At 63.5% G+C, this 13,200-nt stretch carries 11 protein-coding genes and 1 tRNA gene; 8 read left to right on the top strand and 4 right to left on the bottom strand.

The window, feature by feature from the left end:
- Nucleotides 1-14: 14 nt before the first annotated feature.
- The 3 genes from MUB52_RS04550 to MUB52_RS04540 all read left to right on the top strand — a co-directional run bounded on the left by MUB52_RS04550 (nucleotide 15) and on the right by MUB52_RS04540 (nucleotide 2,841).
- On the top strand, nucleotides 15-992 hold the full coding sequence (locus MUB52_RS04550) for a TRAP transporter substrate-binding protein (RefSeq protein WP_263843008.1): 978 nt from the start codon (nucleotides 15-17) through the stop codon (nucleotides 990-992).
- A 75-nt stretch (nucleotides 993-1,067) separates the two neighbouring features.
- Nucleotides 1,068-1,562, top strand: coding sequence for a TRAP transporter small permease (locus MUB52_RS04545; RefSeq protein WP_263843007.1), 495 nt, complete (start codon nucleotides 1,068-1,070; stop codon nucleotides 1,560-1,562).
- A 1-nt stretch (nucleotide 1,563) separates the two neighbouring features.
- Nucleotides 1,564-2,841, top strand: coding sequence for a TRAP transporter large permease (locus MUB52_RS04540; RefSeq protein WP_263843006.1), 1,278 nt, complete (start codon nucleotides 1,564-1,566; stop codon nucleotides 2,839-2,841).
- Nucleotides 2,842-2,910: 69 nt separating this feature from the next.
- Here MUB52_RS04540 and MUB52_RS04535 read toward each other — a convergent pair whose 3' ends face one another.
- The 4 genes from MUB52_RS04535 to MUB52_RS04520 form a co-directional block, all read right to left on the bottom strand.
- Nucleotides 2,911-3,534, bottom strand: a complete 624-nt coding sequence (locus MUB52_RS04535; RefSeq protein WP_263843005.1) for a YdeI/OmpD-associated family protein — start codon at nucleotides 3,532-3,534, stop codon at nucleotides 2,911-2,913.
- 108 nt (nucleotides 3,535-3,642) lie between these two features.
- Nucleotides 3,643-3,717, bottom strand: a tRNA-Gln gene (locus tag MUB52_RS04530).
- A 175-nt stretch (nucleotides 3,718-3,892) separates the two neighbouring features.
- Nucleotides 3,893-4,885 (bottom strand): NADPH:quinone reductase, encoded by a 993-nt coding sequence (locus MUB52_RS04525; protein ID WP_263843148.1) that lies wholly within the window; start codon nucleotides 4,883-4,885, stop codon nucleotides 3,893-3,895.
- A 92-nt stretch (nucleotides 4,886-4,977) separates the two neighbouring features.
- Complete coding sequence (locus tag MUB52_RS04520; RefSeq protein WP_263843004.1) at nucleotides 4,978-5,481, bottom strand: SH3 domain-containing protein; 504 nt, start codon at nucleotides 5,479-5,481, stop codon at nucleotides 4,978-4,980.
- A gap of 118 nt (nucleotides 5,482-5,599) precedes the next feature.
- Here MUB52_RS04520 and MUB52_RS04515 point away from each other — a divergent pair, with 118 nt between their 5' ends.
- The 5 genes from MUB52_RS04515 (at nucleotide 5,600) to MUB52_RS04495 (ending at nucleotide 13,184) form a co-directional block, all read left to right on the top strand.
- Nucleotides 5,600-6,586, top strand: coding sequence for a 2-hydroxyacid dehydrogenase (locus MUB52_RS04515; protein WP_263843003.1), 987 nt, complete (start codon nucleotides 5,600-5,602; stop codon nucleotides 6,584-6,586).
- A 26-nt stretch (nucleotides 6,587-6,612) separates the two neighbouring features.
- Nucleotides 6,613-8,394, top strand: coding sequence for a gamma-glutamyltransferase (ggt, locus tag MUB52_RS04510; RefSeq protein WP_263843002.1), 1,782 nt, complete (start codon nucleotides 6,613-6,615; stop codon nucleotides 8,392-8,394).
- Between the two features lie 20 nt (nucleotides 8,395-8,414).
- Nucleotides 8,415-9,812, top strand: coding sequence for an FAD-binding oxidoreductase (locus MUB52_RS04505; RefSeq protein WP_263843001.1), 1,398 nt, complete (start codon nucleotides 8,415-8,417; stop codon nucleotides 9,810-9,812).
- A gap of 192 nt (nucleotides 9,813-10,004) precedes the next feature.
- The gene (locus MUB52_RS04500; RefSeq protein ID WP_263843000.1) at nucleotides 10,005-12,497 is read left to right on the top strand and encodes a GcvT family protein; all 2,493 of its coding nucleotides are present in this window, start codon (nucleotides 10,005-10,007) and stop codon (nucleotides 12,495-12,497) included.
- 345 nt (nucleotides 12,498-12,842) lie between these two features.
- On the top strand, nucleotides 12,843-13,184 hold the full coding sequence (locus tag MUB52_RS04495) for a hypothetical protein (RefSeq protein WP_263842999.1): 342 nt from the start codon (nucleotides 12,843-12,845) through the stop codon (nucleotides 13,182-13,184).
- The last annotated feature ends 16 nt before the right edge of the window (nucleotides 13,185-13,200 follow it).

Genomic DNA, 13,200 nt, shown 5'->3' with positions numbered 1-13,200 from the left:
TGGAGGAGAAACCGATGCGGTTGATGACGAAACTCAAAATGCTGGGCGCCGCCACATGTGTTGCGGCACTGGCGTCGACCACGACCTTTGCGCAGGAGATGACGCTGAAGCTGGGCCATTTGGCGAATGAGCAGAACGCCTGGCATCTCGCGGCGGTGAAATTCGGCGAAGAACTGTCGGCCCGGACCGATGGCCGGATCGCTGTGGAAGTCTTTCCCAATGAATCCCTCGGCAAGGAAATCGATCTGATCAACGGCATGCAACTGGGAACCGTCGACATGACGATCACCGGGGAAAGCCTGCAGAACTGGGCGCCGATGGCGGCGCTGCTGGCTGTCCCTTACGCCTACGCCACCCTGGAACAGATGGACGAGGTGGCCTCGGGCGAGATCGGCGCGCAGATCTCGGCACAGATCATCGAACGCGCCCAGATCCGCCCGATCGCATACTTCGCGCGCGGGCCGCGCAACCTGACATCGCAGCGCCCGATCGCCTCGCCGGACGATCTGGACGGTATGAAGATGCGTGTGCCCAATGTGCCGCTGTTCGTCGATGTCTGGAGTGCGCTGGGCGCCGCGCCGACGCCCATGGCCTTCTCGGAGGTGTTCACGTCGCTGCAAAGCGGTGTGATCGACGGGCAGGAGAACCCGCTGGCGCTCATCCGGTCCGCCAATTTCAACGAGGTTCAGGGCTATGTGAACCTGACCGAACACGTGCGCTCGTGGATCTACCTCACGATTGCCGAATCCACCTGGGCCAAGCTCACCGAAGAAGATCAGGCCGCGGTCATGGGGGCCGCTGCCGTGGCACAGGAGTATGAGCGCAGCCTGCTTCTGGAAAGCCTCGCGGAGGATCGCGCCTATCTCGAAGCCAATGGCATGACCTTCGTCGATGTAGACGGCGCCGCCTTCCAGGCCGCGGCGAAGGATGCAGTTCTCGCCAATGTCAGCGAGGAAATCCGGCCGATTGTTGAAGGGTTCTTCGCCGAGTGACATCCGCCTTCGTCCGAAAGGGTTGCCAGCCGCGGCTTGGCGACCCTTTCACATGCCTGAACTAGGACACCAAGCATGAAACGCATTGAGAGATGGATCGTCACGGCTTGCAGCATCGGCGTCGGCCTATCGTTTCTCGTGTTGGTCTTTGCGGTTCTCGTGCAGGTTATCGGACGGGGCTTTGGCAGCTCCCCCGTCTGGACCGAGGAGCTGACCCGCTTTGCGATGCTCTATACCGTGGCGTTCGGGGCCGGGCTTGCGTTTCGCTCCGGCGATCTGGTCAACGTCGACATCGTCTGCGAACGCCTGCCCGGTGCGTGGCCTTGGCGGCTGCGTTTGCTCTGCGGAGCCGCGACGGCGGGTCTCTGCCTCTATCTGATTCCCGCGGCCTGGAAATACGTTTCCGTCGGTGCGCTTCAGACCTCGCCCGCACTGGGCGTGCGCATGGATCTGATCCATTTCTCGGTCTTTGCCCTCCTGTCTACCCTCGCGATTTTCGCCGTGCTTCGGGTCATTGCGATGGCTCTCTGCGGAGATGACGGCCAGCCAGAGAATCGCGCGGAGACGTAGAATGGGCCTGACCGTTCTCGTTGTTGTCTTCGTCTTGGGCCTGGTGATCGGCGTGCCCGTTGCCATCACGCTCGGCCTGAGTTCGCTGAGCTACATTCTGATCATGGGAATTCCCCCGGTGGTGATGCCGCAAAAGATGTATGCGGGCATGGATGTGTTCGTGCTGCTCAGCATCCCGGGCTTTATTCTGGCGGGCAATCTGATGAACCGCGGCGGAATCACCGAGCGGATCATCCGCTTTGCCAACGCGCTCGTGGGGTGGATCCGGGGCGGGCTGGGGTTGACCAATGTAGGCGCCTCCATGCTTTTTGGTGGGATCACCGGAACAGCCGTGGCTGATGCGGCCTCCATTGGTGGCGTGATGATCCCGGGCATGAAGAAGGCGGGCTATCCTCCTGAGTTTGCCGCCGCGGTCACGGCGGCCTCCTCCACGGTCGGCCCGATCATTCCGCCCAGCGTTCCGATGATCATCGTCGGCGCCCTGTCGGGGATTTCGGTCGGCAAGATGTTCCTCGCGGGCGCGGTACCGGGCGTCCTGATGGGTGTGGCGATGATGGTCACCACCTATCTGATCGCCCGCCGCCGGAACTTTCCCAAGCAGGACTGGCAGGGCGTCGCCGAGATCGGGCGCGCCTTTGCGGGGGCGTTCTGGGCGCTCGCAATGACCGCCCTGATCCTCTACGGATTGCTCAGCGGGGTGGCGACGCCGACGGAGACCGCGATCGTTGCGAGTGTCTATGCGCTGGTGGTCGGTCTTTTCGTCTACAGGGAACTCACCTTGCCGCAAATCCCGAAGATCGTCGTGGAAAGCGCCGTGGCCGCGTCAGGCATCCTCGTTCTGGTGGGATTCGCGAATGTCTTCGGCTGGATCCTGGTGTCCGAACGGATCCCGCAACTGATCGCCACGTCCGTCCTCTCCGTGACCGAAAACAAGTTTGTCATCATCCTGATCGTCAATGTGCTGTTGCTGGTCGTCGGTATGTTCATGGAGACGATTGCGGCCCTGATCATCCTCTTCGTGCCATTGCTGACGCTGGCCACCTCCGTGGGCATCGACCCGCTGCATTTCGCCACATTCGCGGTGCTGAACCTGATGATCGGCCTGACGACACCGCCGCTGGGCGTGTGCCTCTTCGTCTGTGCCGGAATCGCACGCTTGCCATTGAGCCCGGTGGTCGTGGCCATCCTCCCCTTCATCGCGACGAACATCCTTGTCTTGTTGCTGGTCTCTTATGTGCCGCCAATCGCGACGTGGCTGCCATTGGTCCTGATGCCGTGACGGACGAGCCTTCCTAAGCCTTGTGGTCGGTCAAACCCAAGGTGGACACCGCGTGCCGTCCCGCGTCGCTTATCGCTCGTTCGCGCCCTTGCCTGCGATGATCTTTTCGCGAAACTTCGCGATTCGCCGCATCCGCGTCTCGCTGGCCTTGGCCGTGCTCAGGTTGATGACATAGCTGCGCTGCCGTCCGGGTGTCAGCGCATGAAAGGCTTCTGCCAAGTCCGGGTCGGCGTCCAGCGCCGCGATCAGCTCGTCCGGCAAGTCTGGCAGGCGTGTGGTCCTTGGTGCGGTCTGGCCTGTCTCCGCATAGCTCTGCGCCTCTGCCAGATAGTCCCGAACCGTCCGGTCCATCCCTGCAGGTTCTGCGTTGTCGCGGAACCGGATCGTATCGGCGTGCTGGGTATTGGGTCCGGGCTTTTCGAGCACCCCCTCAGGGTCTTTCATCAAGGCCGCGTGAAAGAACCCCAGAACGAAACTGTCGCGAAACGCACCGATGATCGCGATGTTGCGGCCCGCGTGGCGGTAGCACGGTTGCCCCCATTTCACAGTCTCCTCCAGCCCGGCGGCGAGACAGATCCTCCGCAACTCTGCAAGACCTTGGGCCCATCGCGTCGTGGAACACTCCGGCGTGTCGAACCGGTCGCAACGTCCGCACCCTCTGGCGAGATAATCTTCGACCTTCTGGATCTTCATGGCTTGGGTTTTCCAGCCGGGGCGCGAAAACCGCGTGCGCGATGCTTGCGCGGGGAACGGAGATGACGGCCCGCCATCTACCAAGCTCCTATCGACGGACGAAAAGAGTGGCTGGGATGGTAGGATTCGAACCTACGGTACACTGTACCAAAAACAGTTGCCTTACCACTTGGCTACATCCCAACGACGGGCGCTGAATAAGCTGACCCAAGACAACGTGCAAGACCCGAATTGCAAAATTCCGCATATGTCGTGGCCGAACACTCGCCAAGGATGTAGCCGCTTCATGGTTAATTTTCAACCAACGGATGCGAGCCGCAGTTGGGTCAAAACTGCTCGCACCTCGTGGGCCGTCGCATCAGGTTTGGACATCGACCAGCACCGCGCCTGTGCGCTGGCCGCGCTCGACCGCCTCATGGGCCGCTGCCGTTTCGGCGAGCGGAAAGACGGTCTGGATCGGGCAGTGCAGCGCGCCGTCGGCCAAGGCGCCGTGTAGCTTGTCGATGGCGCGTTGCCGCCCCGCCGGATCCAGAAGGTAGATCAGTGCGATGTCGATTGTCACCGCCTTGAACAACAGCGGGTAGAACGGCAGCGTCGGGGTCATGTCGAGCGCGGATCCATAGGCCGCAATCGTACCGTTCGGCGCGATCACGGCGGTGTCCGTTTCGATGTTTCGGCCGAACTCGACCTCGATGATCCGCGGGATGAGCGCACTGTCGCTGGCCGCGAGAATCTGATCGGCCAGATCCGGTGCCGTGTAGTCGAGCACTACATCGGCGCCCGCAGCCTCGCACTGCGCAAGGCCAGGGCCCCGGGCGGTCGCGATCACCCGCGCACCACCCCATTTCGCCAGTTGAACGGCGAGAAAGCCGACGGTTCCGGCACCGCCCTGGATCAGCAGCGTCTGCCCATCGACCTCTCCACCACCAAAAACCACATGGGCTGCCGTGAGCCCCGGGATGCCGAGCACAGCTCCTGTCTCGAAGCCGACACCCTCCGGCAGCGGGACCGTCTGTGCTGCGGGCAGGGTGATCCGGGTGGCTGCTGTTCCAAACGCCCGCTGCCATTGGCCGTTCCAGATCCAGACGGGCAGGCCGATCAGGCTGCGATCGAGGTCGGGGCCAACCGCGGAAATGCGCCCCGATCCATCGCTGTGCGGCACAACCAGCGGAAACGGCGGCGCCGTCACGCCCGGCCGCGCCCCGGCGCGCGCCTTGACGTCCGAGGGGTTCACGCCCGAGAAGACCAGATCTACAGAGACCTCGCCAGCCGCCGGAGGCGACGGCTCGATATCGACCACGGACAGTACCTCGGAGGCCGGCCCAAATTGTCTGTATCCGACAGCCCGCATCATGATCCCCCTGTCATTGAGCTCTGCGCGTCTATCCTACGGGTTCGGGCGCGGCCCGCAATGCGCAGCACGGCCGTGCGGACGGCTTTTCCTCACTCGCGAATTTCATCCGGGGCGACGCCCCAAAGCCGCGATTTCGGAGCCCAGCCCCGGTAGCCGCTGGAGCGCAGCTGGCACCACTCCGGACCGCATTTGCCAAGCCGCGCGATCACCCCACGCTCGAGTGCGGCGGCCACGGGCGCGTCGGGATCGGGCCGCATCCGCAGGGACACCATGTCATGCTCCACGATCACGGTACGTACGCCTGACAACAGAGAATAGTGGATCCAGCCGCCCTGACCCTCGCGATCCTGCACCCGGCGCCAGTGGCCGTGCTCTGCGGTGACCTGCAAGGGCATGTCGCGGTGCTTGAAGACCCAGTCGATACGGTGGGTCAGTGACGGGCCACGCCGGACGTTCCCTTCCGAGGCTTTCATGGACACGAACCGGGGCAGAGGCAGATTCGTCACAGGCCCTGTGTCCCGTGCAACCGACGGGCCAGCGCACAAAACCACCGAGATCGCCGCAGCGAGGGCCCCGAGGAGGAAATTCGTCATGACATTGCCTGTTCTTTGCAATTTGCCCGTTTGAGGCCGCGAGGTTCTTGTGCCCCGCCCGCATCTCGGCCACCATGCCACGAAAGCGCGTGCGGCGCCAAGTCCGGGGAGGTGCAAAATGGCGAAGCAGAGGTTGAGTGTTGTCGTCACGCGACGGTTGCCGGAAGCGGTCGAGACGCGGCTGTCCGAACTCTTTGACGTCAAGCTGCGCGAGGACGACACGCCGATGAGCCGGTCCGATCTGGCGGAGGCGATGAAATCCGCGGATGTGCTGGTGCCCACGGTGACGGACGAGATCGATTCCGCGCTGATCAGCCAGGCCGGCAACCGGCTGAAACTGATCGCGAACTACGGGGCCGGTGTCGATCACATCGACGTGGCGACAGCCCGCCAGCGCGGCGTGTTGGTCTCGAACACGCCGGGCGTTCTGACCGATGACACCGCGGATATGACCATGGCGCTTCTGCTCGCGGTGCTGCGGCGGATTCCCGAAGGGCTCAGCGTCATGCAGTCGGGCGAATGGGATGGCTGGGCGCCCACGGCTTACCTCGGCGGGCGGGTTGCGGGGCGGCGGCTGGGCATCCTTGGCATGGGGCGCATCGGCCAGGCGGTGGCACGGCGGGCCGGTGCCTTCGGGATGCAGGTTCATTACCACAACCGGCGGCGGCTGCGGCCCGAGGTCGAAGAGGCGCTCGAGGCCACCTATTGGGAAAGCCTCGATCAGATGGTTGCGCGGATGGACGTGATTTCGATCAACTGCCCTGCGACGCCTTCGACCTTTCATCTCATGAACGCGCGGCGGCTCAAGCTGATGAAGCCCGAAGCGGTGATCGTGAACACCTCGCGCGGCGAAGTCTTGGATGAAGCGGCACTCACGCGGATGCTGCGTGCGGGAGCGATCGCGGGCGCCGGGCTCGATGTCTACGAGCATGGCACCCGCGTGAACCCGCGCCTGCGCGAACTTGGCAACGTTGTGCTGCTGCCGCATATGGGTTCGGCCACCCGCGAGGGCCGGATCGAGATGGGGGAAAAAGTCATCATCAATATCAAGACCTTCGACGACGGGCACCGACCTCCCGATCAGGTCGTGCCCTCAATGCTTTAGACCCTGGCTAGAGGAGTGGAGAGACGATGCGATATGTTTTGACAACGGGCGCAGCCCTGTTCCTTGGGACAGTCGCCGTCGCCCAGCAGGCCGCCGATGCGGTCCAACCCGAAGCCGCCACGCAAGGCGCATTCGAAGCAATCTCACCCGAGGTGGCCGCGGCACTTGAGGCGAAATTCGCAGGCACCCCGGTGACCGCAGACACCTGGATGGTCGCGGCCGCGAACCCCTGGGCCGTGAAGGCGGGGGCGGACGTCTTGGCGCAGGGCGGCACTGCCGCAGATGCGCTGGTCGCCGTGCAGGCGATGTTGGGGCTGGTCGAGCCGCAGTCCTCCGGTCTAGGTGGCGGCGCGTTTCTGGTCTACTATGATGCGGAAAGCGGCACGCTGACCACGCTCGACGGCCGCGAAACCGCACCGCTTGCCGCAACCCCACGGTTGTTCCAGGATGGCGACGGTGAGCCGCTCGCGTTTTTCGACGCTGTGGTTGGCGGTCTCTCCGTCGGAACACCGGGCACACCTGCGCTGATGGAGGAGGTGCATGTGCGCTGGGGCGCGCTTGATTGGCCCGACCTTCTGGCGCCTGCGATCACCCGCGCCGAGGAGGGCTTTGACGTCTCCCCAAGACTTGCGGGCCTGATTGCGGGCGATATGGAGCGGCTCGGGCGTTTTGAGACCACCGCGGACTATTTCATGCCCGGCGGCACACCTCTGGAAGCGGGCGAGCTGTTGAAGAACCCGGACTATGCCGCAACCTTGCGCGCCATGGCCGAAGACGGTGCACGTGCCTTCTACACCGGTGAGATCGCGCAGGACATCGTCGCAACCGTACGCGGCGCCGAGGGCAATCCGGGCGTGCTGTCGACGGTCGATCTCAGCATTTATCAGGTGAAGGAACGCGCCCCGGTCTGCGTGACCTATCGCGCGCATGATGTCTGCGGGATGGGTCCGCCCTCTTCGGGCGCGCTGACGGTGGGGCAGATCCTTGGCATGCTGGAAAGCCATGACCTCTCGGCCGGGCCGGGCGACGCAAATGTCCGCCGCCTGATCGGCGATGCCTCGCGGCTCGCCTTTGCAGATCGGGGCCGCTACATGGCGGACAGCGACTTCGTGCCTGTGCCCACGGAAGGCCTTGTCGATCCGGGATATCTTGCGGAGCGGGCCAAGCTGCTGTCGGGTGATGATGCGCTGCCCGAAGTGGCACCCGGCGCACCCGAGTTCGACCACGCGCTCAACTGGGCCGATGATGTCTCGATCGAGCTGCCGTCCACATCGCATTTCGTGATTGTCGATGCGGCGGGTAACGTGGCCTCGATGACGACAACCATCGAGAATGGCTTTGGCAGCCGGCTGATGGTGCGTGGGTTCCTGTTGAACAACGAACTCACCGATTTCTCGTTCAAGAGCCATGCGGATGGTGTGCCAATTGCCAATCGGGTGGAGCCCGGCAAGCGGCCCCGCTCGTCCATGGCGCCCACGATCGTGATGAAGGATGGTGCCCCGGTTCTGGCCATCGGCAGCCCGGGGGGCAGCCGGATCATCGGCTATGTGGCCACCAGCATCATCGCGCATCTGGACTGGGGTTTGGATGTGCAGCAGGCCCTTTCGGTGCCGCATGCGGTGAACCGCTTCGGGACATACGATGTAGAGCAGGGCACCTCGGCCGAAGGTCTGACCGAGGCGCTGACGGAGCTGGGATATGAGGTGGAAAGCCGCGCGCTGACCTCGGGCCTGCACGCCATCGCCATCAGGGACGGGCTGCAAGGCGGGGCCGATCCGCGGCGTGAGGGCATCGCGCTGGGGCAATAGGGACGCAAGAAAGGCAGACCATGGTTCAACACGCAACGCTGCCCCGCAACGAGGCGGGGATCGCCACCGCGCTCGGGATACTGAAACAGCAGTTCGGCGAGCGGTTTCAGACCGGTCAGGCGATCCGCGAGCAGCACGGCCACACGACGACCTGGATCGAGAACCAGCCGCCCGATGCGGTTGTCTTTGCGCAGAGCACCGAGGAGGTCTCGCAGATCGTTCGCATCTGCGCGCAACATGAGGTTCCGATCATCGCCTATGGCACCGGCACCTCGCTGGAAGGCCATATCAACGCGCCCGCGGGCGGGGTCTGTGTCGATCTCAGCCAGATGGACCGCGTGCTGGAGGTCAACCCGGGCGATCTTGATTGCCGCGTCCAACCGGGTGTCACCCGCGAGGCGCTGAATGTGCATCTGCGCGATCAGGGTCTGTTTTTCCCCATTGATCCCGGCGCCAATGCCTCGCTGGGGGGCATGACCGCCACCAATGCCTCGGGCACCAATGCAGTGCGCTACGGCACGATGAAGGACAACGTGCTGGCGGTCGAAGCGGTGATGGCCGATGGCCGTGTCATCCGGACTGGCACGCGCGCGCGCAAATCCTCCGCAGGCTATGACCTGACACGGCTGCTGGTCGGTTCGGAAGGGACGCTCTGCCTGATCACGGAGATCACGCTGCAGCTGCAGGGTATCCCCGAGGCCATCAGCGCGGCGAGCTGTTCTTTCCCGACGGTCGATGCCGCCTGCCAGACGGTGATTTCGGTGATCCAGTATGGGCTACCGGTCGCACGGATCGAGCTTCTGGACGATGTGATGGTGAAGGCGCTGAACGCCCATTCCAAGCTCGATCTGCCGGAAACCCCGCTGCTCCTGCTGGAGTTTCACGGCACGGATACGGGCGTGGTGGAACAGGCCGAGATCTTTGGTGCGCTGGCGCAAGAGCAGGGCGGACATGGCTACAGCGCCACGACCACGACCGAAGAACGCAACCGGCTCTGGAAGGCGCGCCACGACGCCTACCCGGCAATGCTGCAGTATCGCCCGGGCGCGCAAGGGATCGCTACGGACGTCTGCGTGCCGATCTCGAGGTTGGCCGAATGCGTCACCGCAGCCCAGACGCGCGTGGCGGAGTTGGGTCTCATAGCTCCCATCGTGGGGCATGCGGGCGACGGGAATTTCCATGTCTCGCCGCTCGTGGATATGTCGGATGCGGAGGAGATCGAAAGGGCCGCCGGGTTTGTCAGCTGGCTGAATGAGCTGGCGATCTCCATGGGCGGGACCTGCACGGGGGAGCACGGGATCGGGCAGGGCAAGCGGCCCTATCTGGAGCGCGAACTTGGTGGAGCGACCGACGTCATGCGCGCGATCAAGCAGGCGCTTGATCCGCAGGATATCCTGAACCCCGGCAAGATCCTCTGATCTGTTGGCACGGGTGGCCTGAAAGCCCACCCTACCTGCCAGCACAGACGATCAGGACCGGCAGGTAAGGTGGGCTTTCAGGCCACCTCGATCGCCATGTCGCTTTCCCGCCATGACCGGTCGGGCGCGGTTTGGCCCTGCCACACCCAGGCGCTAATGCTAGCGCAACACCTGCACGACGGAGCCTAAGCCATGAAGACCCAAGTCAAAGCCCTCGTTGTCGGCGGCGGCGCCGTTGGCACCTCGATTGCCTATCATCTTGCCCGTGCCGGCTGGGACGACGTGATGCTACTGGAGCGGGACGAGCTGACCTCGGGCTCCACCTGGCATGCGGCCGGCTTGCTGCCCTACTTCAACATGTCCTACGCCACCACGCATATCCACGACTACTCCATTCGTTTTTACAAGACACTCGAAGAAGAGACCGGGCTGAACGCGGGCTTTGCCGTGGTCGGCAACCTGCGCATGGCCCAGACGCAGGAACGCATGGACGAGTACATGCTCTATGCGTCCACCGCCGAGACCTGCGGGGTTCCCTACCAGTGGATGACGCCCGACGAGATCAAGGCCAAATGGCCGCTCATCCGCACCGAGGACCTGAAGGGCGCGCTCTACCACCACACGGACGGCTATATCAATCCGGCGGATGTGACCATGGCCATGGCCAAGGGGGCGCGGCAGCGGGGCGTGATGATCGAGCGCAAGTGGCAGGCGGATGCGTTCCACTGGACCGGCACCCATTGGGAGGTGACCGCGACCAAGATGGGCGAGAAGGGCGGCAACCTTGTGCCCACCGAGGAGCAGGTCGTGATCACCGCCGAGCATGTTGTGACGGCCTCCGGCAACCACGCGCAGCGCACGGCCAAGATGCTGGGGATCAAGATCCCCGCAATCCCGGTTGAACACCAGTTCATCGTGATGGATCAGGACCCCGAGCTGGTGAAGTTCCGCAGCGAAGGCAACGTGGAGCACCCGGTTATCCGCGATGCCGATGCGCAATCCTATGTGCGGGAAGAACGCGGCGGCTGGATTCTTGGTGTCTATGAGAAAGACGCGCCTGCGCGCTTCGAATACGGCGTTCCCGACAGCTTCCGTGCCGACCTGTTTCAGCTGGACCTGGAGCGCATCGAAGATCAGTATATGGCGATGAACCACCGCATTCCCTCCTGCGAAGACTGCGGGCTGAAAGACGATTTCAACGGACCGATTTGCTACACCCCCGATGGCAACCCGCTGGTCGGCCCGGCACCTGGGCTGGACAATATGTGGCTGGCCGAAGGCTTTTCTTTCGGGATCACGGCGGCGGGGGGCACGGGATACTACCTCGCGCAGATGATGGTCGAAGGCGAGGCCGAGATCGACATGGCCTCGCTCGACCCCAAGCGTTACGGCGACTGGATGACAACGGAGTACGCCGCGCGCAAGAACGAGGAGTGCTACGAACACGTCTATATCCTGCACCACCCCGACGAAGAACGGCCCGCCTGTCGCCCGCTACGGACCTCGCCGGCATACGACCGGCAAAAGGCGCGCGGCGCACAGTTCGGGCAGGTGAACGGCTGGGAGCGCCCGAACTACTACGCACCGGAAGGGTTTAGCGACCACGACGCGCGCTCCTTCCGGCGCGGCGGCTGGTGGCAATACGCGGTCGAGGAGGCCAAGGCCATCCGCGACAGCGTGGGACTGATTGATGCGACGGCCTTTGCCAAGCACCGGATCAGCGGGCCGGGCGCCACCGCGTTTCTGGATTGGTTCACGACCAACAAACTGCCCAAGGTTGGGCGCATCAACCTGACCTACGCGCTGACAGATCACGGCACCACGCGCACGGAATACACCATCGTGCGGGTCGCGGAGGATGATTACTATCTCGTCTCGGCGGGCGCGTGGCACGCCTACGACCAGGATTACCTCTACAAGGCGATCATGGAAAAGGAGCCCGAGTTCGGGCGCATCAACGAGCAGGACGTGACCACGCAATGGGGCGTCTTTGCCATTGCCGGACCGAACTCGCGGGACGTGTTGAACGCGCTCGTGAAGGACGCGGACCCGGCGACGGTGCTGTCGAACAAGCGGTTTCCGTGGCTCTCGGTGCGTAACATCGAGCTGGGCATGTGCCCGGTGCGCGCGATCCGTGTGGCCTACACCGGCGAGCTGGGATGGGAGCTGCACCACCCCATCGAGATGCAAAACTACCTCTTCGATCAGCTTGAAAAGGCCGGAGAAAAGCACGGGATGAAACTGGTCGGCGCGCGGGCCCAGAATTGGTTGCGGCAGGAGAAGAGCTATCGTGCGTTTGGGACAGAGCTGGGCCGCGATGCCACACCGCTGGAGGCGGATCTGCCGCGTTTCGTCGACCTCGGCAAAGACTTCCACGGCAAGGCTCGACTGGAGGCGACCGGCGTGCGATCCAAATGCGTCACGCTGCTGATCGATGGGCCGGCGGATGCGGATCCGTGGGGTCGCGAAGCTCTCTATGACGGAGACACGCGGGTTGGGCGCCTGACCTCGGGTGGATACTCCGTGGCGTTCGGCAAGAGCATTGGCATGGGGTACGTCACGCCGGATCTGGCGGTGCCTGGCACCAAACTGCAGGTGAAGATGTTCGACCAGCTCTGGCCTGCCGAAGTCGCCGAGGACAGCCCCTACGATTCGACCAACGCGCGCATACGCGTCGACGGGTAAAACAGCACCTGCGCGGGAACTGAAGGGGCGCGGACCCCTGCGCGGGGGCATTGGTCAGGGGGCCTGAAAAAGGCGCAAGATCCAATGTCTGTCTCATGTCGGTGCGCGCAGCTGCGTTTGGCTGCCTTGCAGGATTGAGTATGCGCCCGGCACCTAAGCAATGTCCAAAACCAACATTAACCGATTTTAATCAATTTGGTTGCACTGCCCCATTTCCCCGGGTGATGAGGAGCGCCGGAATGTCCGCGCAGAATGCGACGGATGGTTCTTCCATTGCGGGACGCCAAGGCGGACGACGCAGGCCTCCGATCTTGACCAGAAAATGTATCTAACGAGTGGAGCTTTATGATAAAATCCGTAAAAATGATGGCATTCGGCCTCATCGTGTCTGGCAGTCTTGCAGGCTGCGCACAACAACCGGAACGCATTGCTGCAATCGAAGTTTCAGGCACACCTTACAAGGGTTTTTCCTGCAAGCAGCTCGCCGCCGAGCACTTGAAGATTTCTCAGGAATTGCAAGCAGCCTCTGCCGCACAGAAGCGTGCCGCGAGCGGGGATGCCTGGGGCGTATTCCTGCTGGGACTACCGTTGTCGAGCATGTCCGGCAACGACAAGGAGGCCACCATCGCCGTGGCAAAGGGCCGGATCAACGAGTTGGACCGGGTGCAGCTGGCACGCGGCTGCTGAGGTCACTTCAGATCGC

The organism is Roseobacter sinensis (genome assembly GCF_025755255.1).
Lineage (GTDB): Bacteria > Pseudomonadota > Alphaproteobacteria > Rhodobacterales > Rhodobacteraceae > Roseobacter > Roseobacter sinensis.
Note: the sequence above shows the minus strand (reverse complement) of the source record. Positions and strands in the feature narration are given on the sequence as shown.